General features: G+C 52.7%; 17 protein-coding genes and 1 other annotated feature. Of the genes, 7 read left to right on the forward strand and 10 right to left on the reverse strand.

What is annotated here, in order from left to right; translation table 11 throughout:
- Positions 1-64 precede the first annotated feature (64 nt).
- The 4 genes from THEAE_RS0101275 to THEAE_RS21810 form a co-directional block, all read right to left on the reverse strand.
- Entirely contained in the window at positions 65-316 is a 252-nt protein-coding gene (locus THEAE_RS0101275) for a helix-turn-helix domain-containing protein (RefSeq protein WP_005581976.1), read from the reverse strand.
- A gap of 229 nt (positions 317-545) precedes the next feature.
- The gene (locus THEAE_RS0101280) at positions 546-1,769 is read right to left on the reverse strand and encodes an S-layer homology domain-containing protein (protein ID WP_028986258.1); all 1,224 of its coding nucleotides are present in this window, start codon (positions 1,767-1,769) and stop codon (positions 546-548) included.
- Positions 1,766-2,422 carry a dockerin type I repeat-containing protein gene (locus tag THEAE_RS0101285; protein ID WP_039944179.1) on the reverse strand — a complete coding sequence of 219 codons (657 nt, stop codon included), beginning with the start codon at positions 2,420-2,422 and terminating at the stop codon, positions 1,766-1,768. Before THEAE_RS0101285 ends, THEAE_RS0101280 begins: the two co-directional genes overlap by 4 nt.
- Before the next feature lie 143 nt (positions 2,423-2,565).
- A complete protein-coding gene (locus THEAE_RS21810; RefSeq protein ID WP_028986260.1) occupies positions 2,566-6,498 on the reverse strand; it encodes a S8 family serine peptidase in 3,933 nt (1,310 codons plus the stop codon).
- Positions 6,499-6,864: 366 nt separating this feature from the next.
- Between THEAE_RS21810 and THEAE_RS0101295 the strand changes: the two genes are divergently transcribed.
- On the forward strand, positions 6,865-12,168 hold the full coding sequence (locus tag THEAE_RS0101295) for a S8 family serine peptidase (RefSeq protein WP_028986261.1): 5,304 nt from the start codon (positions 6,865-6,867) through the stop codon (positions 12,166-12,168).
- A gap of 222 nt (positions 12,169-12,390) precedes the next feature.
- Here the strand turns inward: THEAE_RS0101295 and ptsG are convergent, their stop codons facing one another.
- Positions 12,391-14,427 (reverse strand): glucose-specific PTS transporter subunit IIBC, encoded by a 2,037-nt coding sequence (ptsG, locus tag THEAE_RS0101305; RefSeq protein ID WP_028986262.1) that lies wholly within the window; start codon positions 14,425-14,427, stop codon positions 12,391-12,393.
- 243 nt (positions 14,428-14,670) lie between these two features.
- Entirely contained in the window at positions 14,671-15,516 is an 846-nt protein-coding gene (glcT, locus tag THEAE_RS0101310) for a glucose PTS transporter transcription antiterminator GlcT (RefSeq protein ID WP_028986263.1), read from the reverse strand.
- Positions 15,517-15,665: 149 nt separating this feature from the next.
- Positions 15,666-15,949 (forward strand) — a binding site (T-box leader).
- Positions 15,950-16,035: 86 nt separating this feature from the next.
- Between glcT and THEAE_RS0101315 the strand changes: the two genes are divergently transcribed.
- The 4 genes from THEAE_RS0101315 to THEAE_RS0101330 all read left to right on the forward strand — a co-directional run bounded on the left by THEAE_RS0101315 (position 16,036) and on the right by THEAE_RS0101330 (position 20,298).
- Positions 16,036-16,926 (forward strand): SAM hydrolase/SAM-dependent halogenase family protein, encoded by an 891-nt coding sequence (locus THEAE_RS0101315; RefSeq protein WP_052330178.1) that lies wholly within the window; start codon positions 16,036-16,038, stop codon positions 16,924-16,926.
- 41 nt (positions 16,927-16,967) lie between these two features.
- Positions 16,968-17,522 (forward strand): ECF-type riboflavin transporter substrate-binding protein, encoded by a 555-nt coding sequence (locus tag THEAE_RS0101320; protein ID WP_005581985.1) that lies wholly within the window; start codon positions 16,968-16,970, stop codon positions 17,520-17,522.
- A 236-nt stretch (positions 17,523-17,758) separates the two neighbouring features.
- Positions 17,759-19,471 carry an ABC transporter ATP-binding protein gene (locus THEAE_RS0101325; protein ID WP_028986265.1) on the forward strand — a complete coding sequence of 571 codons (1,713 nt, stop codon included), beginning with the start codon at positions 17,759-17,761 and terminating at the stop codon, positions 19,469-19,471.
- Complete coding sequence (locus THEAE_RS0101330) at positions 19,462-20,298, forward strand: energy-coupling factor transporter transmembrane component T family protein (protein WP_028986266.1); 837 nt, start codon at positions 19,462-19,464, stop codon at positions 20,296-20,298. Before THEAE_RS0101325 ends, THEAE_RS0101330 begins: the two co-directional genes overlap by 10 nt.
- 93 nt (positions 20,299-20,391) lie before the next feature.
- On the opposite strand, the gene THEAE_RS21815 is transcribed toward THEAE_RS0101330, so the two are convergent.
- Complete coding sequence (locus THEAE_RS21815) at positions 20,392-20,835, reverse strand: helix-turn-helix domain-containing protein (RefSeq protein WP_051430683.1); 444 nt, start codon at positions 20,833-20,835, stop codon at positions 20,392-20,394.
- 175 nt (positions 20,836-21,010) lie between these two features.
- Here THEAE_RS21815 and THEAE_RS0101340 point away from each other — a divergent pair, with 175 nt between their 5' ends.
- Both THEAE_RS0101340 and sda read left to right on the forward strand, forming a co-directional pair.
- On the forward strand, positions 21,011-21,241 hold the full coding sequence (locus THEAE_RS0101340) for a hypothetical protein (RefSeq protein WP_028986267.1): 231 nt from the start codon (positions 21,011-21,013) through the stop codon (positions 21,239-21,241).
- 100 nt (positions 21,242-21,341) lie between these two features.
- Positions 21,342-21,530 (forward strand): sporulation histidine kinase inhibitor Sda, encoded by a 189-nt coding sequence (sda, locus tag THEAE_RS19640; RefSeq protein ID WP_039944183.1) that lies wholly within the window; start codon positions 21,342-21,344, stop codon positions 21,528-21,530.
- Between the two features lie 133 nt (positions 21,531-21,663).
- On the opposite strand, the gene THEAE_RS0101355 is transcribed toward sda, so the two are convergent.
- The 3 genes from THEAE_RS0101355 to THEAE_RS0101365 form a co-directional block, all read right to left on the reverse strand.
- On the reverse strand, positions 21,664-23,067 hold the full coding sequence (locus THEAE_RS0101355) for an ABC transporter substrate-binding protein (RefSeq protein WP_028986268.1): 1,404 nt from the start codon (positions 23,065-23,067) through the stop codon (positions 21,664-21,666).
- An 86-nt stretch (positions 23,068-23,153) separates the two neighbouring features.
- Positions 23,154-23,972 (reverse strand): carbohydrate ABC transporter permease, encoded by an 819-nt coding sequence (locus tag THEAE_RS0101360; protein WP_028986269.1) that lies wholly within the window; start codon positions 23,970-23,972, stop codon positions 23,154-23,156.
- A complete protein-coding gene (locus THEAE_RS0101365; RefSeq protein WP_028986270.1) occupies positions 23,969-24,937 on the reverse strand; it encodes a carbohydrate ABC transporter permease in 969 nt (322 codons plus the stop codon). The genes THEAE_RS0101360 and THEAE_RS0101365 overlap by 4 nt, the downstream gene beginning before the upstream one ends.
- Between the last annotated feature and the right edge of the window lie 31 nt (positions 24,938-24,968).

The raw sequence follows: 24,968 nt of genomic DNA on the forward strand, positions 1-24,968 counted from the left end.
TTTGCCCTCTACTATATAAAGAGAAAATACAGCTGAATTTAATACCCACCGTATCAAAAATTTTTCAATTCTTACCATCATTACTTTTATTGATATGATCTTTTTTTGACTCATCATCCCTCGCAGTTGCAGGTGCGTAGCGGTGAACAGCATTCACTACCCATAGAACCAAGTCTGAATATGCTTCATCATAACCCAGATCCCTGCTGATTTTTTTAATCATTGGGTTGAGTTTGCTGATGATCTGTTCCAACGCTTCTAAATCACCACTTTTGGCGCGTACCATCAATTCTCGAAGTTTTGGGCTTCGTTCCATTGGCATCCCCTCGACTTCGCTCTTTTAAAAGATATAACGTTTTTACACCAGAAAAGGTTGCATTATCCTTTTAAATTTTAAATCCTCGTTTTCAATCCATCAAAATCAGGGGAGAAACGAGAAAGACCCAAGGGATGCGTTCGATAGGAAGAATAGACCCAAAAGGCGCAACGAGACCCCCATCCCCGTTTATAGGGTGGGGGTGCAGCCTTTTTTACGGCATTCTGGGTCACTTATCCCTTTGCAGGAGGCGGTAGATGAGGGTGCTGATCTCCGCCCGGGTGGCTTCTTCCATCGGAGCGAAATGATCGGGGGATCTTCCTTTCAAGATGCCCGCCCGATAGAGGGAGGCGATCTCGTTCTTCGCCCAGAGGGAGGCGTCGATGTCGAGGAAGGGAAGGTCGGCGGCGGGAGGCAGCTCTTTCTTGCGCAGGAGGGTTTCCCCCCGGGCTAGAATCGCGGCGATCTCCGCCCGCGTGATGGGGTCCTGGGGGGCGAAGCGGAGAACTCCGTTCACCGGTTTTCCTTTGATGAGCCCGTGGATTCGCGCCGTTTCCACATCATCATAGAACCAATCCTTTTTGTTCACATCGGGAAAGGAGGGGGTGCCCACCTGTTCCATGTCGAGGCCGAAAGCCTGAACGGCGATTTTGGCGAATTCGGCCCGGGTCATGGGGCGACTGGGGTAGAAGCGGCCGTCGGGCATGCCCACCAGGATCCGTTTCGCCGCAAGATCATAGACGGCATCGACGGCCCAGGAGAGGCGGTACAGATCCTCCCTGTCCAAGAAACGCCCCAGAAGCTCTTCCTTGCCGGCGAGGGGGAGGGGAGCCTTCACCGGATCGCCGACGGTGAGGATCTTCTCCTCTCCTGCCGCTTTCTTTCCGATGCTAACCGTTGCTTCATTGGCTGTATGGCGGATGTTGATTCCCGGGTTGCCGGGGAGGATGAGGATCGATTTTTCCGGGGTTAAGCGAGTTGTTCCTTCTTTTAAGGCCCGGAAGGTGAGGGTGCCGATCTTGCCGTAGCCGTAGAAGAGATGGTCATACCCCTCCACCGCCTGGGCGATTTCGATCGTGCCGTCCCTTCCGATCCGGTTGGCCAAGGTGATGGGAGAGGCGGATGGCGGGAAAATGGACGGATGTTCAAATTTCCCTTCTTCCCCATCCGGGACGGGTTGAAGAAAGAGGGGGTCATAGCTCAGTTTCAGTTGATACCCCTGTACTCCGCCAAATGGCCCTGTCCACCCCTGCAGCCAGATCCCTACCTCCAGGAGATCCCCCACCTCCAGCCGCTGGCCGGAGAGGGCGATCCGCACCTTTGGCTCTTTCATTCCCGACTCCGCTGCCGCAGTGGAGAGGGAAAGGAGGAGGAAGGAGAAGAATAGGCAGAGGGTGAGGAAAGGGGCGCAGGTCCGCTTTAGGCCTCTTTTTTTGCTCTTTTCGATCATCATTCGAAAATCCCCCTATCCGTCGCACTTGCATTTTGCAGGCTGATCCTTAAGTTTTGCAGGATATAGTGAGCGTCGAGGAGGTTGACTTCTTGGTCACGGTTCAGGTCGGGCAAGGCATGTTCCCGGTCGGTCCAGGGGCCCTTTTCTTGAAAATGCTTCGCCAGTCGGAAGAGGTCTTTCAAGTCGATGGCGCCGTCTCCGTTCACATCCCCTGCGATGAGCATGGGAAACGTCACGGTGAGATCCCGGGTGGCTTCCAGCCGAATCGTCTGGGGAAGGTGTCCGGGAACCCTTGCCTGTAAGATCACGGAAGAGGGGGGCAGGATCAATTGAAAGGAACCGTCCGGATTTAAGGGGAACTGGGCGGTATGAAGGTCGTTCGGAGGGCCGTAAACGGCATGGATGACGCCGGGTAACGGGGGCTCTTCTCCCTGAAACTTAAGTTCCGCGTATTGACCGCTCCCCATGAACGCCTCCGCCGAGATCTTCCCGGTGAGGGTGACGAGGGGCAGATAGACCTCCCCATAGACGCTCTCCACAACGGAGGGAGGTTCCGGAGGAGAGGCTTGTACCCTTGGCGAAGATGGAAGCAAGAAGAGAATGGCAAGGAAGAGGAGAAGAGCAGGGATAGGAAGAATGGCGCTTTTGTTCACGATAAACCTCCTTTGCGTTGGGCGAACCCAATCGGGATTGGGAAGAGGGGAAAACGATGGGGAGGAGGAGGGATGGGGTGGATCTCCCATCCTTCCTCTCCTTTTATTTCCCGTATGCCTTTTGACGAAGTCCTTCCGTCCTCTTATTTTCTTTCTCCATAGCGGTTCAGGATGAAGGAGATGTCGAGGAGGTCGATGCTGCCGTCCCGGTTCAGATCGGCGGCGCTTATGCGGGCGTTGGGCCAGCCGCTTCCCTTTGCCTTGCCGAATGCTTTGGCGGCCTGCTGCAGGTCTTTGAGGTCGATCACTTCATCCCCGTTCACATCTCCGGCAGGGAGGGGACCGAAGTGAAGGGTGGTATCGGCATTTACATTAACGCCTTGAGCCGCGCCGAAGTGGCCGGGCACCGCTACCCGCACCGTGTAGGTCCCTGCGGGAACCGTGATGCGATACGATCCGTCCGGTGCGACGCGTCCTACTCCTTTCACATTTCCTTGAGCGTCGACGGCCTCGACGGTTACCTTGTGGACACCGTCCGTTCCTTCATACCAGGTCTCGCTGTAATCTACCCCCGCACCGAAGGCTTCGGCCAAGATGTTCCCTGTGATGGTGTATTGATCTTCACCGCCTCCTCCGGATGGGAGAATCTCAATCGATGCGCCGCTTGAGGTTCCCATGGTGAGATCCTCCCCGTTGCTGTTTAACATCCGGGCATTGGAGAGGCTGAAGAGATAGGTTCCGGGCTCCTCGCCGCTAAAGTGGAAGGTGGCGAGCGTTCCGTCACCGGTGTAACCGGAGAAATCACCGGCGAGGCTTACCACATAATCGGAACGGAGGAGCCCATCGGGAAGCTCATAAACGCTTTCGTGGACGATGAGACCCGCCTCTCCATGTTCCGCTTGATACCCTGAGAGCTCTGGGCTCGGATCAATGCTTCCTTTATTGAGGGATGCGTCATAGGTGAGGCTAAATTGGGCCGAATAGAGGTCCTCGGCGGGGGAGAAACGAACGCCGATGGTAAAGGCTTCCCCACGATGCACCTGTTCCGAAGAGGAAACCGCGCTCAGATCGACCGGCCCGGGTTCCTCCTCCGCCTGATAAGAAACATGATGAGCCGGTTCCAAGACCCCGTTCATGGCCGCATCGTAAACGTAGATGTCAAAGTTGTTCTCGCCGCTGACGATCGGGACGGAGATGCTGAAGTGGCCGTTCCCATCGATGGTTCCATCCGCCTGGGCCACATGACCGTTTGTTTCATACAGGGCGGCCACACCGACGGCGGAGAAATCGCCGAAGAGGCGAACGAGGAGGTCGTCATGGATCACGCCGGTGATCGTTCCGACCCCGTTGGCCACGGCAATGGCCGGATCATCCATCGTCGATACGGGGGATTCCCGATCGATGACAAAGGCGGTTGCCTCTTCTTCGATGGGATAATAGCCTTCCGCGTCTCCCCAGTAGGGAACCGCAAAATAGACCCCATCCGGGAGAGAGAAGCTGTTCTCATAATCGGAGACCGTCCCGTCCCAACCGCTGATTCCATAACTTCCGGGGGGAAGGCCCCCTTCTTCTTCCGTGATCACTCCCACCCAATCCCCGTTTTCGTCGAACACATCGAGGGAGACGTAATCGGTGGCCAGATTTACCTTAAACCCGATCTCCGTGGTATCTTGGGCTCCATCCCCATTGGGGGAGAAGAACGGGGGAGCAAATTGCACATCGGAGATCACATTGGGCAAATCGGCTTGCCCCACATAGACCAGCAAGGGGAGATGAAGTTCATTTCCTCCTTCACCGGTGAGGAGAAGCTCCCCTTCATACTTCCTATCCGCCGTCCCTTCCGGAATGCTCAATTGCAACGAGAAGGAGGATTCTCCCCCGGCGGGAACGGTAAGGGTAGAACGGCTTGTGGTTACCGTACCGCCTTCGGCGCCGAACCAGTGGAAGGAGACGGCATAGGAAGAAGAGGTGCCGGCGATGTCCCTCACCGTGACCGTTCGTTCCGCCCCGCTTCCGGCGTTCAAGATCCCGAAGGAGAAACTTCCCGTTTCATAGGGGGTATTCACCCCGTCCCGGACGGCGTCACTCCTCTCTTCCACGAGGGCGACCGCCTTTGCCCCCGCTGTCTTCGTCAGGTCAAGGCGTCCCGCCCCCTGGGCGAGAAGGGAATAGCGGTCCCCCTGGAGATCGGAGATTTCCGTGGCATTGTTCGTAAGGATTCCTTTGACCTCAAAGGGGAGAAGGGTGGGATTTTTATCCAAGAGGAGGGCGGCGGCTCCGGCGACATGGGGGCTCGCCATGCTGGTTCCCTCCAAATCCGCATAGGCGTCGGAATAATCCCCATTCCAGGAAGGAACCGAGGAGCGGATCCCCACGCCGGGAGCGGTGAGGTCGGGTTTTAATCCCAATCCGGGAAGAGACGGGCCCCGGGAACTAAAATCGGCCATCACGTCTTGCTGGAATTCATGGCTGAAGCGGATGGTGAGGCTCCCTTCCTCTTCCTTTTTCGCCTTTAAGGCGCGTCCCTCTTCCTGGGATAAGCTCAGGGTGGGGATATAATCGCCGGGCGAACCCAGCGTTCCGCCGAAATTCCCAGGGGCGTTGTTATAGATTACTGCGGCGACGGCTCCGGCAGCCCGGGCGTTCTCGCTTTTTTCTTTAAAGGTGCGGGCCCCTCGCTCGATGAGGGCCACTTTTCCGTGAAAATCTTTCCCTTGGAAATCTTCCGGTGCACCCAGTCCGGCCGTTTCCACTTCGAAATCCCGTCCGACCAGCTCTCCCAAGTCAGGGGAGTAGGCCATGATGCTGGCGTACATCGTAGCCAATCCGTCGGCTGAGATGGTGGGGACCTGCAGGGGAGGGGTGGATGCTCCTACGGAGATCGCCATTTGGGCTGCGGCAGGGCTTCCTGTGGTATATTCATCGGGGCCGTTGTTTCCATTGGAGGTAACGGTAACGACGCCGGCCAGCATCGCATTGTTTAAGGCGATGGAATCGGCGGCGTATTGATCGTTGGCGTCGGAACCGAGAGAGAGGTTGATTACATCCATGCCGTCCAGGACCGCCTGTTCAACCCCGGCGATGACATCTTCCTCCGTTCCGTAACCGCCCGGTCCCAGGACCCGGTAGGCATATAGATCGGCTCCGGGCGCCACACCCCGGACCCAGCCCGTCGGGCCGTCGGGATGCCCGGGATCTCCCCTCCCCAAGACGGTGCCTGAGACGTGGGTGCCATGCTCCGTAGCCGCATTGGGATCACGAGGGTCGGGAGGAGTCTCCATCGGATCGCCGTCATCATCGACGAAATCGTACCCTCCCTTATATGCGTCCCGCAGGCTGGGATGGCGGTAGTCTACCCCGGTATCAATGACCCCTACTTTAATGCCGGTTCCATTGATTCCCTGGTCCCAATAGGTTTGGGCGCCGATGAAGGGGGCGCTTTCATCCATATTGGGGGTAATGCTCTTTAATGGAGCGGCGAACACCTTGTGATTGGGATAGATGGCCTTAACTCCGGGCAAAGAGAGGAGTCTTTCCACCTGATTGGCGGGAATGGAAAGGGAAAATCCGTTAAAGACCTCCTTGTACGATCTCCGAATACCTGCCTTTAGTTTCTTGACGGCGGCGGAGAATTCCGTCTGTTCCCTTTCCAACTGCGCTTTTCCTGCGGCGAAGGACTTCAACGGATCTTTCTCCGCTTTTGTTCTCTGGACCGCCAACGGTTCACTCTTCAATTCTACGATGACGGTTATTTTCTCTCCGCTCGTGGAAGCCGGAACATAGTTGAACGGTTTTACGCCCTCATTCGCCGTGGGGGAGAGGGCTTCCCTCTTTTCCGCATGAAACGGAGAAGGGGAGGTTATCCCTTCCTTCTTTGCCGACCATTTCCGATCATGGTGATAGACGGAAGGCCTTTTCCCGGCCGGAATTTGCAATGAATCGACGGGAATCTTGGCGTTAATTCCCCTTTTCCCTCCCTGGTCCACCCTTTCCCGGGCATTCGAAATCCCCAGCGGAAGGATGAGAAGGAAGATGAGAAAAAGGAGAAACGCTCTTTTTGCCACTTTGCTCTTCAATCCACTTCCCTCCTTGATAGACGATGAATGGATGCCCCATCAACAAAAAGTCCCTCTTTTATTTCCCCTCTCAATCCTCCCTTTTTGAAAATCGACCGACATCACGCAAATCTCATCCTGCTGCAGAAAGCCCTGCTGAAACCGTGGATCTTCGCCGATGTCCTTTCTATCTCTATGTCTCGCTGCGCAAAACATGCTAAAAAGTTGGGACAAAACTCAAAAAAAATTACAATTCCCATGGTTATAGACCTTGCGGAAGGTCCATAAGATTAGCTATGGATCAACCCGCTTGACAGGTTGCTTTTCACCTGTGAGCAGGTGGATCCGGGTGGGTTAAAGTTGATAAGAAAAAGGAGGAGAAATGGCTTGAAGAGGAAGAGCTGGAAGAGGAGTTTATCTCTTCTGCTTACGGCGATACTCGTCTTTTCCCTGTGGATGCCGGTGATGGCCGCCGAAGCGGCGAGTCCGGCGTCTGTCAAGGCAGAGCGAGGGGCCGTAACGGCAGTCGAGGCTCCGGCCAAGGTAAGCGAGGAGGTTGTCTCGCAGTTCAAGGAAGATACCTATGTAACCTATCTCGTGAAATGGAAAGAGCAGACGGATGTGGGGAAAGTCTCCCAGGAGGCTTACCAAAAGGCGGTTTCCGCCAAAGCGACTCCCCATGCCCAAAAGATGGCGATGAGGAATGCCGTCGTGAGTGCCTTGCGGGAGACGGCCATCCGGACCCAGGCCGAGGTTTTAAAATATCTCAATCTCATGAAAAAAGAGGGGAAAGTAAAAGAGTTTAAGAATTTCTTCATCGTAAACGGTTTGGCCGTCACCAGCACCAAGGAGGTGATGGAGGAACTGGCCAAGAGAAAGGATATCGAACGGATTGATCTTAACCATGAGATTGCTCCACCTGAGGTGGAAAAAGGGAAAGAGGTAAAGGGAGTCTCCCCGAATCAGGTCGAATGGAACGTGGATAAGATCGGGGCGCCGGCCGTTTGGCAGATGGGCATCGACGGGACGGGAATTGTGGTGGCCAACCTGGATACGGGAGTCGATTACACCCATCCCGCCCTGGCCCGGAAATGGCGGGGATTGGAGACGGGTCCCGCGTTGAGCTGGTACGATGCTCATAGCCATAGCCCATTGCCGCGGGATGATCACGGACACGGGACCCATACCATGGGAACCATGGTGGGTTCGGAGGAGGATGGATCGAATCAGGTGGGAGTGGCACCCGGGGCAAAATGGATTGCGGTTCGCATCTTTAACCCCTCCACCACCGATGCCATCATCCTGGATGGGGCGCAATGGCTCCTCGCCCCGGTGGATGAGGAGGGGAATCTCCATCCGGAGTTGGCTCCCGATGTGGTGAACAATTCCTGGGGTGGGGGGCCCGGAATGGATGAATGGTTCCGCCCCATGGTGGAGGCCTGGAGAGCGGCCCAGATCTTCCCCGAGTTCTCGGCGGGAAATGATGGGCCCGGAGATGGGACGATCGCCAATCCGGCCAATTACCCGGAATCCTTTGCCACCGGCGCGACAGATATCCAAGATCACTTAGCCTCTTTCTCCTCCAGAGGTCCTTCTCCTTATGGGGAGATGAAGCCGGAAGTCTCTGCCCCTGGGGTCAATGTCCGCTCTTCCGTCCCGGGAGGAGGCTATGAAGGGGGCTGGAGCGGCACTTCGATGGCGGGCCCCCATGCGACGGCGACTGCGGCTCTCTTGCTCTCCGCCGATCCTTCTCTCACGGTGGATCAATTGGAATACATCCTAAAGAGTACGGCGACGCCGCTGACGGACTCCCAGTATCCGAATAGCCCCAACAACGGCTATGGATCGGGATTGGTCAATGCCTTGGATGCAGTGGGTTCCGTGGTAAGCGGCCTTGGGACCATCGCCGGGCGGGTGACGGTGTCCGGAGATGATTTTGATGCGCCCGTCATGGAACACACTCCGGTTACCCATGCGTTTACGGGCTTCGATATTCCCCTCACCGTCCATGCCGCCGATAACGTGGGAGTGGTGCGGGTGGAAGGCTTCGCCCGGAAGGTGGGGGAGACATATTGGACCTATATTCCCTTTACCCGTACCTCAGGCGATGCGAAAGACGGAATCTATGCGGGGACCATCCCCTATACCCTGGTCACGACGGCGGGTGTGGAATATTATCTCCGCATTAACGACTACGGCAACAACGGCTTCGATAGTGAAACGTATCGGGTAGAAGTCTCCAACGGGGTAACCCCGGGATATTTTCAGGATTTTGAGAATGACGCGGCAGGATTTGAAATGGGCGGTGAAAACAGCACATGGCAATGGGGTGTACCCACCGGTGGACCGGGTGCGGCCTACTCCGGAGAGAAATTGGTCGCCACCAATCTGTCCGGCAATTATGCCAATAACTCCAATTCCTATCTCCTCATGCCACCCATCGATTTGACCGGAAGCGGAACAGGGGTAAGCCTAAGCTTTAAACACTGGTATAGTTTGGAGAATAACTACGATTACGGCGTCGTCTTTATCGCCTCCCCGGAGAGCGGTTATGAGTTCCAACCCGTGTTGGAATTTACGGGAGATAGCAATGGGTGGAGGAACCAGATCATCGATCTATCCCCCTATGCCGGAGAGAGGGTTTATCTCCTCTTCAACCTCTTCAGCGACGGTTCGGTGACGCGGCCCGGCTGGTACATCGATGACATTGCCGTCCATGAACCGGATCGGACGGCCCCCGGTGCTCCCGCCGATCTGACGGCGACGACAGGGCCTACAGGAAATGTGAGTCTGACCTGGAGGCCCGTTTCCGATGCGGACTTGAAGGAATATCACGTCTATCGTTCCACCACCTCGGGGAGCGGATATGAACAGATCGCGACGGCAACCGATCCTTCCTATACTGACGGCGGCGTGGTGGCGTCACAAACCTATTATTACGTGGTGACCGCTGTCGATTATAGCGGGAACGAGAGCGGATATTCCAATGAAGCCTCCGTCACTACGCCCGGCATCCAAGTGATCTACAGCGACGGTTTTGAAGGGGCCGACGATAACGGCTGGACCCACTCCGGGACGAATGATGAGTGGCAGCGGGGAACGCCGACCTCAGGTCCGGGAAGCGCTTATACCGGGGAGAAGGTGTGGGCGACGGATCTTACCGGCAATTACGAAAATGGTACGAATGCCTTCCTCTATTCTCCTGTCATCAACCTCTCAGGTGTGACGAATGCTTCTCTCTCCCTCATGCACTGGTATGAGGTGGAACGAAACTACGATAAGCTCTTTGTAGAGATCACCACCGACGGGGGAGCCACCTGGACGGAGTTGGCCCGTTTTTCCGATGCGGAGGCAGGGAAGACATGGACCAACCTCATCCTTGATTTAACCCCTTATGTCGGAGGAAATGTTCAGTTCCGTTTTCATATCACCTCCGATTCATCGGTGGTTAAAGCGGGATGGTACCTGGACGATTTCAAGGTTTTAACCGTCTCGGCTCCGAGTTCCGTCGCGCCTCCCAAAGAGGAGAAAGGAGAAGCGGTTAAGAAAAAGACCGAGTACGGCAAACCCGCCTTCTCCTTAACCCGTACGGAACCGGTAAAGAGCTCTCCTCCGAAGGCGGAGGGAGAAAAGGGCGTGACCAGTCTCCCGGCGGGGGCCGTCGTTACGGTTCTGGAGACGGGACGATCGGCCCATACCGATCCGGCCACCGGACGCTACAGCCTCACCCATGTGGCAGGGGACTACACCTTGCGGGCGGAAAGCTATGGTTATTATCCTGCGGAGCAATCGGTCACGGTTGCCGATGGCGGAACGACGACAGCCAATTTCCAACTGCAGCCCATTCCCCACGGATGGATCAGCGGCCGGATCACCGATGAGCGGACCGGTGAAGCTATTGCCGGCGCCACGGTGTTGGTGAAGGAAGACGCCCACGTCACTCCCGCGGTTACCGATGAGACGGGACGCTACACCCTGGAGGTGATGGAGGGGAGCTATACCCTCTCCGTTTCTGCCGCAGATTACTACGGCAAAGAGCAAAGCGTAACGGTAACAGGGGGAGAGACGCTCCCTGTGGATATGGCTCTGAAGCCTTTTGTCGGCGTTCCGGGGGAATTGGGTTATGACGATGGAACGGCGGAAAATGCCCGGGCTTTCTACGACGCAGGGAACGGTTGGGCGGTTCGCATGACTCCGCCGGGAGGGGCGGCGATGGTAACGGGAGGGCTCTTCCGCTTCTGGGATACGGAGTGGCCGGTACCCGGAGGGACCGATTTCCAATATGCCATCTATGATGCCTCCGGTCCGGATGGAGCTCCCGGGCGCCTGATCGCCGGACCCTTCCAAGCGACGGCCAAGCGGGACGGAACCTGGACCGAAGTCACGTTACCCACTCCCGTGATGATTCAAGGCGATTTCTACATGACCTATATTCAGACAGCGCCTTACCCGAATTCTCCCGGCCTTTCTACCGATGAGGACGGCGAAAATGCAGGCCGGAGCTGGCAACTGGTGGGAGGCGGGTGGAGTCTATCTCCTGCAGATGAAGGAAACTATATGATCCGGGCCAAGATCGTAAACGAGGTAACCGTGCCCATCATCACCAGCCCCGAAGATCACTCATACACCCATCAGCCTGAAATCACCGTAACAGGTGCAACGGCCAAAGGGGAGGGCATCTCGGTCCAGCTCTTTAACGGAGAGGAATTGGCCGGAACCGCCCCGGCGACCGAAGGGGTCTTTACTCTGCCCATCACCCTCCACGAAGGAGAAAACCGCCTCACCGCAGTGGCCGTGGTGAATGGGAAGAACACCGATCCCTCCCAACCTGTGGTGGTCACGCTGGATCGGGAAGCGCCCCTCTTGACCGTTTCCACACCCGCCGATGGAACCGTGACCGATAAAGAGGTGGTTTATGTTACAGGGCAGAGCAGCGACGATCACCTTGAAGGAGTTTACGTGAATGGAACGAAAGCCAACCTGCGCACCAACGGTACTTTTACGGTACGCATCCTGGTGGATGAGGGGGAAAATACGATTACCGTTCGTGCGGTTGACTTGGCAGGAAATGAGACCATCGTGACGAGGACGGTGGTGGTCGATCTCCAGATTCCGGAGATTACAAATGTTGAACCGTCCCAGGATGTGCATATCGCCGCAGGAGATCCGGTCCATGTCTCCTTTGACAGTGAGCCGGGACTCCACGCTTCTTTCCGCATCGAGCTGCCTCTCGCTCCGTCGGGCCGCAATGAGATCTCCATGACCGAAACCTCCCCCGGCCATTATGAGGGAAGCTACACCACCCCGGACAACTTGAACGTGGAAGGGGCCGTGATCGTCGTCAAGGCGGTTGATGCGGCTGGGAATGTGGTGGAAGCGGAAGCGACGGGGAAACTTTATGTGACCGCCGGAGGCGGTGGGGATGAACCGGAGAATCAGGCTCCCATCGCCGTCATCCGGGCGATCAGCTCCACGAAGCAGAATAAACCCACCACCTTTGACGCCTCCCAGTCGCGGGATGTAGACGGGACGATCGTAAGCTACTCCTGGGACTTCGGGGATGGTGGGACCGCCGGCGGGGCCAACGTCTCCCACCGCTTCACCGCGCCCGGCACCTACACGGTCACCTTAACGGTAACCGATAACGATGGAGCGACCGACACCGTCACCCACATCATCGAAGTTCATTAGTCCGCATCGATTTTTTCCGAGTGAACGGATTTTCCACACCCCCCGATGGGAGGACGCTAAAGAATGAGAAAAAAGGCTGCCCAAGGTTCGCTTTTTGCGAACCTCCGGGCAGCCCCCGTTTTTCCCCATTCGCCGATCGCCTGGGAAAGATGAGCCTATTCCATCATTTCCTTTGCATTGCAAAAAACTCTCACTCTCTTTTGAAAATGGACCTGTCCTCTCTTATGACCTTCCAATGATGGCGATGATCTCTTCCCCTTTTTTCACGTTCCCACTTTTCTCGATTTGGACCGATTCATTCTCCTTCAGGTTCGTCAAGATGACGGGAGTAATGATCGAAGGGGCATTCTTTTTCACATATTCCAAATCCACCTTTAATAACGGCTGTCCTTTTTTCACCTTATCTCCTTCCGCCACCAAGGGTTCAAATCCCTGTCCATTTAATTTGACGGTATCAATGCCGACATGAATCAAAATTTCCCGCCCCTCTTTTGATACAATGCCAATCGCATGTTTCGTGGGGAAAAACGTTGCAATTTCCCCGTCTACCGGAGAAACGACGATTTCTTCCGTGGGCATAATCGCAAAGCCATCCCCCATCAATTTCTGGGAAAAAACTTGGTCCGGCACTTCAGAGAGGGGAAGCACCTCGCCTGTGATGGGCGCGGCAATCGCTTCCTCCCCTGCTTCTCTATCGTTTTTTTCCCGAGAATCCGTTTCGTTTTCTTCCCCTTTTCCCGGGGAGGGGGTGCGTCCTTCCATAATTTGTTTCATTTGACCTTTTAAAATGTCCGATTTCGGACCGAAAATGGCCTGTACGTTGTTTCCCACTTCAAGCACTCCTGCGGCCCCCAAGGTTTTTAAGCGCTCCTTATCCACCCGGTTGATGTCGTTCACGGAGACCCGCAGGCGGGTAATGCACGCATCGAGATGAGCGATATTCTCTTTGCCGCCGAATGCTGCCAATACTTGATGGGGAAGATCGCCGGCCCCCTCCATTATGGTTGTTTTCTCTTCCGTATTCTTTTCACGTCCCGGCGTCGCCAAGTCCCATTTGCGAATCGCAAAACGGAACCCAAAGTAGTAAATGGCCGAAAACACCAAGCCCACCGGGATGACCAGCCACCATGGGGTGCGATTCGGCAACACGCCAAACAACAAGAAATCGATGACGCCGCCGGAAAAGGTCATTCCGATCTTAACGTTTAAAATGTGCATCATCATAAACGACAGACCGGCAAAAATCGTGTGAATCGCAAACAGCACCGGGGCTACGAATAAAAAGGAGAATTCGATGGGTTCCGTAATCCCCGTTAAGAACGAGGTTAATGCGGCGGAGCCCATAATCCCGGCAACCAGTTTTTTATTTTCCGGCCGTGCCTCATGATAAATCGCTAGCGCCGCCGCCGGAAGTCCGAACATCATGAAGGGGAATTTTCCCGTCATAAATGTACCTGCGGTTAATGCAACGCCATCTTTTAATTGGGCGAAAAAGATTTTTTGGTCGCCGTGGACAATCTCTCCCGTTTTGCTGATATACTCACCAAATTCATACCAGAACGGTGCATAAAAGATATGGTGTAAACCGAAGGGAATGAGTGCACGCTCAATGACGCCGAAAACAAAAGCAGCCAATGTTTTGTTGGCGTCAATCATGTTATGGGAGAAAAGGTTTAAGCCTTGTTGGACGGGAGGCCACAAAAAGGTCATTGCAATCCCTAAAATGACGGCGGAGGCGGCGGTGACGATGGGAACGAAGCGCTTTCCGGCGAAGAAGCCTAAATATTGAGGAAGCTCAATGTTGTAATACTTGTTGTACATATAAGCAGCCAATATTCCCACAATAATGCCGCCGAAGACTCCAGTTTGCAAAGTAGGAATCCCTAAGACGTTTGCAAAGGCCGGGTTTGCACCGACACTTTCAGGGGTAACCCCCAAAATAACGCTCATCGTAATGTTCATGATCAGATAGCCGATGATGGCGGCAAGGCCGGCAACTCCTTCCCCCCCTGCTAAACCGATCGCTACTCCGACCGCAAAAAGCAAAGAAAGGTTGGAGAAGACAATTCCCCCAGCTTGCTCCATAACCTTCATAATGAGGACCACCCACTCCGCTTTCAGCGCCGGAAGTTTGTCGGTTAACGCCGTGTTTTGCAAGGCATTCCCGATGGCTAGCAAAATACCGGCCGCCGGTAAAATCGCCACGGGAAGCATTAAAGCTTTCCCCACTTTCTGTAATGTACCAAATGCTCTTTTCATCATGACGAACCTCCGTTTTGTATTTTTTTTGGATTACTTATGCATACACTGCGAAGTTTAAGGGCAGAGCGCCGAATAATGTAAGCATTTGCAAAGGAGGAAAGCGTTATAACACAAAAAGGCATGAATAAAGAACAAACAAAATAGAGCGCTTCCAAAAGGGGCATTTGAGCCTCTCGCACCTATTTTGCCTTCTTTACTCATGCCTGATCTACTCAGTAACACGTAAAACGAAGACTGCATTTATTCAGTTTTCTCTGCAAGCCTTTGCAAATGCATGGTCAAAAAGACCGTTTCGGCCTCATCAACGGGTGCCTGCAATGCCTGTTGCATCACTTTGACGAGCTTCCATGCGAGATTATAACATATTGGGTACTCTTCTTTCAAGATATTCGACATTTTTTTCGGTTCCGTCATCCGTTCCCCTTTTTTGATGCGTTCGATGGCATATCGCAGATGGCGGATGAATCGCAAATAATGAACGCTTTCCCGGTCAATGGAGATGCCAAGCTGTTCTTCCACGATTTCAGTAAGCTTTGCGATTAACTGGGAATGCCGATTTACATCGGAGAGGCTCTGTTGGGAAATACCGCTGTGGATGTGTAAAGCGATAAAGCCGGCTTCTCCTTCGGGCAATTTCACATGCAGTTTTTCATTTAGCATTTTGACCGTTTCCAGGGCGATCTCATATTCCAGCGGATACAAGCTTTTGGTTTCGAGTAAGAAGGGGTTTTTTAATTCAAGGCCTTGTTCTATCCTTTTGACGGTGAAGGAAATATGGTCGGTCAGAGCGACGTGGATATGTTCATTGAGCGGTGCCTTGACTCGCTTTTGAATCAGTTGTAAAACCTCGTTCATAAGACCGATAAATTCCTCATCAAGCTCGGGGAGGAGTCTTTTGTATTGTTCCTTTTCCCGTTCACTTTTTAAAATGAACCATTTTTCGACTGCGCTATGCTCGATTTGGTCCCCTTTATTCTTGCCGAATCCGATCCCTTTCCCTAATAAGACGACTTCCTCGTACTCAGGGTGGGAGGCAATTAAAACATTGTTATTGAGTACCTTTTCCACGCGAAAGGACTTTTCCACGAAGTCCAGCTCCCTTGGCTTATATTATCCCCTTGTTCATCTTACGAAAGGAATTTCTCTTCGTCAACGGCTCTGCTCCAATCTTGATTAAAACCCTATTGATTTTTATCCGACTTTCGTGTATATTGGAAAAAACGACGGTACAGAACACAAAGGCGATGAGGAGAAAAAGTAGAATCTGGCCATTTTTTACAGAGAGCTTCGGTTGGTGAAAAGAAGCAAAAATGCGGATTCGAACATGGTCTCTAAGCTCCGTGCTGAACGTGCTCTTATTCATAAGGGCATTAGTAGGTTCCGGCGAGGTTGGCACTCGTTACAAAGGCCGCAGTATAAGAGTTCAAACCGGTTTTTGAGCTCCGTACTGGCTGAGGCTGCTTTGCGCGAGCGGGCAGCGAAGTAAGGTGGTACCACGTAAGTCAACCACGTCCTTATCGAGATGATAAGAACGTGGTTTTTTATTTTAGCGAAAGGGGGGATTTCATGCAGCCGTGTATCCCTTTACGAGGAAGAGAGGGGAGCATGCCACAGGTAGATTATGAACCGCGGACCAGGGAGAAGAGAGTAAGAAGGCTATTGGTTTTGCAGACGGATTTCGGAACCAGCGACGGCGCCGTTTGTGCCATGTACGGTGTGGCCAATTTGGTGGACCCGTCCATACGGATTTTCGATTTAACCCATGATATTCCTCAATTTAACATTTGGGAAGCTTCGTATCGCCTTTATCAAACGATTTCTTACTGGCCGCAGGGGACCGTCTTTGTTTCCGTCGTGGATCCTGGGGTCGGTTCGGATCGCCGAAGCATAGCGGTTCGGACGGAAAGCCATCATTTTATCATCACGCCGGATAACGGAACGCTTACCCATATAAAGAGATGCATCGGGATTAAAGAAGCGCGCATCCTCGATGAGATGGCTAATCGGCTGCCGCATTCCGGGGAATCCTATACCTTTCATGGCCGGGATATCTACGCCTATACAGGGGCCAGACTCGCCTCGCGCCAGATTTCCTTCGCCCAATTGGGGCCGGAAGCGGAGATTCGTTCCATTGTGGAGCTGCCTGTGTCGGAAGCCTGCATAAAAGAAGGATATGTGATCGGAACGATCGACATCCTGGATATTCGGTTCGGCAACCTCTGGACCAACATCCATCGCCATCTTCTCCGGAAAGCGGGGATAGAATATGGGGATCGGTTGGAAGTGGTGATTCATCACGATTTTCGCGAAGTATTTAAAAATACGATGAAGTTTAGCCGTACATTTGCCGATACAAAGATCGGGGAACCGCTGGTTTATGTCAATTCGCTGGACCATCTGGGCGTAGCCATCAATCAGGGCTCTTTCGCTGAGGCAAACCGCATCGGAACGGGCAGGAATTGGCGAATTTCCATTCGGAAGGTCTCTCATTTATAAATTCTTATGTATAAAATGATGAAAAAAGGAGATGAATTGGTTTGCGGCAAGAAAAATTGTCTATTCAAACGATTGTTGCCATCGGAATTGGCGCCGCGGTATTTGTGATTTTAGGAAGGTTCGTATCCATCCCTACCGGAATTCCCAATACCACCATTGAAACCTCCTATGCTTTTCTCGCTTTAATGGCGGTCATCTTTGGCCCCGTCGCGGGGGGATTGATCGGCTTGATCGGACATGCTCTTAAGGATCTCATCATGTACGGTTCTCCGTGGTGGAGTTGGGTGGTTGTATCCGCGTTGGTAGGATTGCTCATTGGTTTGTTATCTAAGCGGATTAATATTCAAGAGGGAGAGTTTGGCGGGAAGCAGATCATCTCGTTCAATCTCTTTCAGGTGATTTCCCAGGCCGTCGGATGGTTTCTCGTCGCCCCGACCCTGGATATTCTCATCTATGCGGAACCGGCGAATAAGGTATATGTGCAGGGAATCGTGGCCGGCATTTCCAATATGGTGACCGTCGGTGTCATCGGAACGCTTTTGCTCATCGCCTATGCCAAAACCCGCCATAAGAGCGGAAGTCTTGATAAAGAGTAGCCTTAAACGGCGACCTCCTTGCGCCGTTTAGGTCCGGAGAAAAGCAGAATCCGCATAACCTCTTTGTCCGGGGGATTTCCTCCGGTTTTTTTCTGAACCGATCAGAACACCATCGGCGCTTAATCACCGGAATCGCAGATGGCATATCAGATGAGGATCATGAACTCGGTCCATGAGGAAGTGGCTCATCCGTACGGCCATCGATCAATTTAATCGTGTATTGGATGGAGAAACCGATGAGAAAACCCGTCATTCAATTCGAAAACTTCGGCTTTAAATATCGCAGCCAGGCGAAACCCACCCTGTATGATATAAATCTCACCGTCTACGAAGGGGAGAAAGTTCTGATCGTAGGCCCTTCCGGATCGGGAAAGAGCACGCTGGCCCATTGCATTAACGGATTGGTCCCCTCTTCATACAAGGGGGATGTAACCGGAAGCTTGAAGATCATGGGCAAGGAGGCGAGGGAAGAGGGGATTTTCTCCCTTTCCAAAATGGTCGGCACCGTTTTGCAAGATCCGGACGGGCAATTTATCGGACTGACCGTGGGGGAAGATATTGCCTTTACCTTGGAAAACGAATGCGTGCCTCAAGGGAAGATGAGGGAACGCGTTGAGGAAGTTTCCAAGATGGTAGATATGGAGAAGCATCTTCAATCATCCGTTCATCAGCTCTCCGGAGGGCAAAAACAGAGGGTAGCCCTTGCCGGAGTTATGGTCGATCGCGTCCAAATCCTCCTCTTCGACGAGCCTTTGGCCAATCTGGATCCCGCCACGGGGAAGCGGGCCATCGCCCTCATTGATCGCATCCAAAAGGAGACCAACACCACGGTGGTGATCATCGAACATCGGTTAGAGGATGTGCTGCACGGGAATGTGGATCGCATTATTGTGATGTATGACGGCCGCATCGTGAGCGATACAACCCCAGATCAACTGCTTTCTTCTTCGATATTAGAAGAATATGGCATCATGGAACCTCTCTATGTGAAAGCGATAAAATATGCCGGATGCCGGGTAACCCCCGAGATGCACCCGGCCCATCTCGATTCCATGGATCTAAGCGGCGCGAAAGAGAAACTGATACGGTGGTATGAATCAACCCATCCCCCCATCGTATCGCCTAAAGAAACGCCGGCCTTGGAATTACAAGAGATTCATTTTGGCTATACTCCCGATCGCCGGATCATCCATGGGATCTCCTTTGCGATAGGAAAAGGAGAGATGGTAAGCATCGTCGGGAAAAACGGAGCCGGGAAATCGACGCTTACGAAACTGATCTGCGGATTTGAAACGCCGAATTCCGGGAGAATTCTCGTGAACGGAGAGGATATAACGGGGGATACCATCAAGGAACGCGCTTTAAAAATCGGATTGGTGATGCAAAATCCGAACCAAATGATCTCAAAGCATAGGATTTTCGATGAAGTGGCTTTGGGGCTTCTGGTCAGAGGTTGTCCCAAAGAGGAAATTAACGAACGGGTTGAAAAAACCTTAAAAATCTGCGGCCTTTACCCTTTCCGTAACTGGCCTATCTCGGCGCTCAGTTTCGGGCAAAAAAAGCGGGTTACGATTGCCTCCATCCTGGTGCTGGAGCCGGAGATCCTGATCCTCGACGAACCTACGGCGGGACAGGATTTCCGACGTTATACGGAGATCATGGAATTCCTGACGGAGTTAAACCGCCAAGGGGTTACGATTCTCATGATTACCCATGATATGCATCTCATGCTCGAATATACTCCCCGTGCCATCGTAATCGCCGATGGGGAAAAAATCGCCGACGATACCGCCGTTCATGTTCTCACCGACCCTGATGTGATTCGGCGGGCCAACTTGAAACAGACCTCCCTGTTTGAACTGGCGGAGCGGGCCGGTATCGGGGATGCGAAGGGGTTTGTGCAGCGTTTTATTGCCTACGACAAGGAGATGAGACAGGGATGGCGGTAGAGATGTTATCCTATATCGAGAGAAATTCCCCGATCCATCGGCTGACCGGGGTGACGAAACTGCTCTCGTTTATCCTATGGTCCACGGCGGCCATGCTCACGTATGATACCAGAATCTTATTCTTTTTGCTCATGGCGAGCATCGCTGTTTTTGCCGTTTCAAAGGTAAAATGGAGGGAAATCTCCTTTGTTTTGATCTTTATTCTGATCTTTCTTTTGCTGAACGATGTCGCCATCTATCTCTTTTCACCCCAGGAAGGGGTTAAGATCTACGGAACGAGGCACGTCTTGTTTAACCTTCCCGGAGATTATGACCTCACCCTGGAGCAGCTCTTTTACCAGTTGAACATCACCATCAAATACTTAACCGTCATTCCCGCCGCCCTTCTTTTTATCGTTACGACCCATCCCAGTGAATTCGCCTCGTCGCTCAACCGAATCGGAGTAAGTTATCGGATCGCTTATTCCGTCGCTCTCGCTCTTCGTTATATCCCCGACATTCAGCGGGATTACCGGAATATCGCCCTTTCCCAGCAGGCCCGGGGGATCGATTTGTCTCGAAAGGAAAAGTTGACCAAACGAATAAAAAATGCGCTTTCCATCATTATCCCGCTTATCTTTTCCAGCCTGGATCGGATTGAGGTGATTAGCAATGCGATGGAGCTTCGCGGATTTGGAAAAAAGAAGGAGAGGACCTGGTATAGCGCCCGCCCCTTCACGAAAGGGGATTATATCGCTTTGGGTTTAGTAACCGCCTTTTTCATTCTTTCTCTGATCATCACATTTCACGACGGCACACGTTTTTATAATCCTTTTTTGAAACCGTAGCGCTTCCGCTTTGAATCATACTTCAAAGTCACCCCTCCCGATTTCTCTTCCCCTGTTTTAATCTATTGGGGGATCGATGAACTGTGGTTGATATTATGGCGCATCCTTTCCCGTGAGCCTGGAGAGAAGGACGCCGAGCAGTTCAATGTCCCTCTCCGAAAGGAGCGTTATCTTTTCGATGAGAGAGAGGATCGCCTCTTGGCGGTGCTTGTCGTCCTCCGTCATATAGTGGCTTGAACGGCAAAAAATTTGCCACTTGTCGTGAAAAAAAATAAGCCGATCGTTTTTCTCATAGACCTGTTCATTTTCCGGCAACGTCCCCCTTAGGATCCAATCGGAAGAGACGTGAAACGCCTTGGAGATGTTGAGCAAGATGGCCCCACCGGGGATGCTTTTCCCATTTTCGATATTTGAAATCGTTGCCGACGTGGCATGAATCCGTTGGGCAAATTCCTCCATGGATAATCCTGCTCCGGTCCGTAATTTCCTCACTCGTTCACCGATCTGTTTTTTTAATTCCTTCTCTCTTTCCTTCACGATCCGTTCCTCCATGGTCCAAAATGTAAGGGGAAAATCGAGCAGATCTGGACACTAAATAAAATTAGTGTTAGAATTTATGTATAAATAAAACTAATAAAAGAATCGACGCGATATGCCAATACTCATTATATCAAGAATCAATTCGATCGTCATTTCGGGGAGGAGTTGGCTCATGTCTAAAAAGCAGAAGCCAATCACACCGCTGGGCTGGTTAATTATTAAGAGATTGGCAGAAAGAAAGATGACGAGGAAAGAATTTTGCCTTAAGGAGAACATCCCGGAGAGCCGCCTGTCCAATTTAATCACAGGGCTTAGACCGGCGTTGAAGTATCGGAAAAAGGTGATGGATGCCCTCGGGATTAAGGAAGAAGAGATTACGGCCCACGAGGAGAGGAAACTGTGAAAGAAATCGGGCATTGGATTCCGATCCACTCGGAGTGGGTCATTCACTGGGAAACGCGATGGAAAGTACTTCGCATTACATAGGAGAGAGGGGAGGCATCATGAGGGAGCTATCGGATGAGAGCTTAATAGAGGTTTATCGAAAAGCGGTTCAATATCATCTGGACAAGGAATTTATCGATTTGATCCTGGAGGAAATGATGCGGAGGAAACTCTATCTTCCAAAGGAACAGAATAGCATGGCGTCTCCGGATCCATCGTCCGAAGGGGAACCTGACAGGCTCTCTTAAATTCTCTGATTTTTTTGCAGTTAATGATTTCCTCGCTGGTGGGACACAAACGATAAGATCACCCTGGCAAAAAACAAAGGCTGCCTGGAGATTCCGTGAGGAACCTCCGGGCAGCCTTTCTTTTTGGGAAGAATTATTTTCCCACCGTTTTGTTATATTCCTGGATCTTGGCCGTGATCTCCTGCGCAGCCTGATCCAAGGCATCTTTAGGTGATTTTTGGCCGTTTAAGGCTTCTTCTATGGCTCGTTCCGTAATCTGTCTTGCTTCCGGGAAAACACCCATGAGGGCTCCCTGTGTAGCCCGGTTCAGCTTCGTAGCATGGAGTTGATCCACGGCAGTCTGGAATTGAGGGAACTTCCGCATATTCTCCTTCAGGATCGGTTCATCATAGGCCGCTTTGGTGATGGGGAAATATCCCGTGTTAATATGCCACTGGGCTTGTTGAGCGGGAGAGACGAGGAACTTAATAAATTCCCAGGCGGCTTTCTGCTCTTCTTCCGGCCGATTGTTCAAGATATAGAGGCTGGCTCCTCCTACGATAACGCCTCCATCCTTTGCGTCTTGGGGTCGAGGGAGGAAGGCGGTACCTACTTCAAACTTATTTCCCACCGCATCGACGATCCCTCGGAGAGAGGCGGTGGAATCCAGGGTCATGGCCACTTGTCCCCCTACGAAGGCCGCCTTCGTGTCATTGGTCTTCCTTCCCAGGTTTAGCATCACCTTATCATCCACCATCTTCTTCCACCATTCCAGGGTTTTTACCCCTGCATCGCTGTTTACTAAGGATTTTGTCGCCATTCCATCCCGCCCGTTTCCATGATCAACCAGTTCCGCTCCCTGATTGGCGAAGAATTGCTCCATAAACCAACCGTAGATGGCAAAAGAGGCGCCGTATTTTCCATCCTTGGTTAACGCCTTGGCCGCCTGAGCTACCTCTTCATAGGTTCGGGGCGGTTTATCCGGATCAAGTCCGGCCGCTTTAAACATATCCTTGTTGTAGTAGAGGATGGGATTGGAGGTGTTGAAGGGCATAGAATTTAATTGGCCATCGATGGTGTAATAGCCCAGAATGTTTTCTTCCAGCCGGGAGAGGTCAAAGTGATCGGCATCCACAAACGTCTGGATGGGGGTAATCGCCTTGGAGTCGATCATAAACCGGCTGCCGATCTCATAGACCTGCATGAGGGTAGGGCCTGAATTACTTCCCAAGGAAGCTTTCAGCTTATTGAGCGCTTCGTCATAGGTACCCTGGAAGACCGCCTCCACTTGGATATCGGCGTGGGAGGCGTTAAAATCGCTCACGATCTGGTCGACGGCTTTTCCCAGTTCGCCGCCCATGGCGTGCCACCAAATCACCTTTATCGGTTTTTTCTCCGACATTCCGGAGTTCTGGGTGTTCTGGCTGTTGGCAGGCTCCGTTCCGCCGTCATTTTGGGTACCCGTCTGGGCAGGGGCTTGTCCGCAGCCGCTTAAGAGCAGAACGAAGAAGCTTAACAAAATAAGAAGAGAGCGCATTTTGCCAAAAGACCGATTCATGGGGTGGATTCCTCCTTCGCTTTCGAATGGGATTTATATGAACCTGCCGGATGGCAGGAGAATACCCGCAAAGGGTCTTGTCGCCTCTATCCCTTCAGGGCTCCGGCGGATAAACCTTGGATCAGTTGTTTTAGGCCAAAGAGGAGAACGAAAAGGCTTGGGAGGAGGACGATGGTAATTCCGGCCAGTACCAGATTCCATGCGGTAGACTCCTGCCACTGGAGCATGCCGACGCCGATCTGGACGGTGCGCATCGTCTCACTGTTGGTGATCAGAAGGGGCCACAGGTACATGTTCCATGTGGTGAGAAAGGCGTAGACACCCAGCGTGGCTAGGGCAGGCCTTGCGATGGGGAGCACGATGCCGGCATAGATGCGCAAATGGCCTGCTCCGTCGATCTTGGCCGCTTCGATGAGATCCTTCGGCAATTGCAGGAAGGACTGACGGAGGAGGAAGGTGCCGAAGGCGCTGGCGAGGAATGGGACGGTTAGCCCCTGGTAGCTGTCCAACCACCCCCAGGATTTGATGGTCAGATAATTGGGGATGACGGCCACCTCCCATGGGATCATCATGGTGGAGAGGAAGAGGGAGAAGAGTAAATTTCGACCCTTAAACGGAATAAAGGCAAAGGCATAGGCGGCAAGGCTTGATGTGAGAAGTTGTCCAACGGTAACGATCAGGGAAACGGCGGTGCTATTGAGGAGAAACCGGACGAGCGGAGCCGTCTCCAACGACTCCTTAAAATTAGCGAGATAAAGGTGACTGGGGAGGAGTTTGGGCGGATAAAGCCCCGATTCTTCCGGCGTCATAAGGGAGGTGGAAAAGGTGAAGAAGAGGGGATAAAGCAGAAAGAGACCGGCTACCATGAGGAAGAGATAAAGGAGGAGATGTTTGATACCTCTCATTGATAATGCACCTTCCTTTCCAAGAAGAGAAATTGAATCGCGGTAAGGAGCAAAACGAGGAGGAAAAGGAAGATGGCTTCCGCACTGCCGATGCCAAACCGATAGTTGATAAAAGCATCCTGATAAAGGCGGTAAACCAAGACATTGGTCGCCTCGGCGGGTCCACCCTGGGTGAGGAGATGAATCTGGCCAAAGGTTTGCAACGCGCTGATGGAGGAAACGATGACGAGGAAGAAGAGATTCGGCGTAAGAAGGGGAAAAGTGATGCGGAAGAAGCTTCGAACAAGTCCCGCCCCGTCGATCTTAGCACTCTCGTATACCTCTTCCGGGATGGACTGCATTCCACTTAAAAGAATGAGATAAGCGAAGCCGAAATTAAGCCAAATGGTCATCAGGGAAACGGAGGGCAAGGCCCAACGGGGATCGGATAGCCAGAAGATGGGGGATAAACCCAACCAACTGAGAAAATAGTTCAGCATCCCCATGCTGGGATGAAAGAGAAGCAGCCAGATGATGGAGGCTGTCCCTACCGACAAAGCGAGGGGAAGGGAGAAGATGAATTGAAAGACTCGCCTCCCTTTGATCTTCTGATGGGTGAGATAAGCGATCGGCAAGGCGAGGAGAATGGTGGTTGGGACGGTATAAAGGGCGAATAACCCTGTGGTTTTAAGACTTTGGAAGAAATGGGGATCGGTGAAGAGGGCTACGTAGTTTCCCATCCCCACATACTCGACGATCCTGCCCTGGGGATCCGTGAGGTAGAGGCTCATATAAATGGAACGGAGGAGGGGAAAGAAGAGAAAGAGGGCAAAAAGGGTCAGGGATGGCATGAGAAAGAGATATGCCCATCCATTCTCTTTCAGATGATTTATGGAATAGGTACGGGTGATCCGAGAGGTTTCTTCTTCGACGTTCAAACCGGTCTCGATGGAAAATTCGGATTCTTGCCGACCATGAAAAGACATGGATCCGCCTCCCTTCGATCTGTGCCTTACC

It is taken from the genome of Thermicanus aegyptius DSM 12793, from assembly GCF_000510645.1.
Classification (GTDB): domain Bacteria; phylum Bacillota; class Bacilli; order Thermicanales; family Thermicanaceae; genus Thermicanus; species Thermicanus aegyptius.

What these genes read in the sequence shown, in the direction of transcription:
- THEAE_RS0101275 (WP_005581976.1), bottom strand. Translation starts at nt 316, where the DNA reads ATGGAACGAAGCCCAAAACTTCGAGAATTGATGGTACGCGCCAAAAGT.
- THEAE_RS0101280 (WP_028986258.1), bottom strand. Translation starts at nt 1,769, where the DNA reads ATGATGATCGAAAAGAGCAAAAAAAGAGGCCTAAAGCGGACCTGCGCC.
- ptsG (WP_028986262.1), bottom strand. Translation starts at nt 14,427, where the DNA reads ATGAAAAGAGCATTTGGTACATTACAGAAAGTGGGGAAAGCTTTAATG.
- THEAE_RS0101315 (WP_052330178.1), top strand. Translation starts at nt 16,036, where the DNA reads ATGCCACAGGTAGATTATGAACCGCGGACCAGGGAGAAGAGAGTAAGA.
- THEAE_RS0101325 (WP_028986265.1), top strand. Translation starts at nt 17,759, where the DNA reads ATGAGAAAACCCGTCATTCAATTCGAAAACTTCGGCTTTAAATATCGC.
- THEAE_RS0101330 (WP_028986266.1), top strand. Translation starts at nt 19,462, where the DNA reads ATGGCGGTAGAGATGTTATCCTATATCGAGAGAAATTCCCCGATCCAT.
- THEAE_RS0101340 (WP_028986267.1), top strand. Translation starts at nt 21,011, where the DNA reads ATGTCTAAAAAGCAGAAGCCAATCACACCGCTGGGCTGGTTAATTATT.
- sda (WP_039944183.1), top strand. Translation starts at nt 21,342, where the DNA reads ATGAGGGAGCTATCGGATGAGAGCTTAATAGAGGTTTATCGAAAAGCG.
- THEAE_RS0101355 (WP_028986268.1), bottom strand. Translation starts at nt 23,067, where the DNA reads ATGAATCGGTCTTTTGGCAAAATGCGCTCTCTTCTTATTTTGTTAAGC.
- THEAE_RS0101360 (WP_028986269.1), bottom strand. Translation starts at nt 23,972, where the DNA reads ATGAGAGGTATCAAACATCTCCTCCTTTATCTCTTCCTCATGGTAGCC.
- THEAE_RS0101365 (WP_028986270.1), bottom strand. Translation starts at nt 24,937, where the DNA reads ATGTCTTTTCATGGTCGGCAAGAATCCGAATTTTCCATCGAGACCGGT.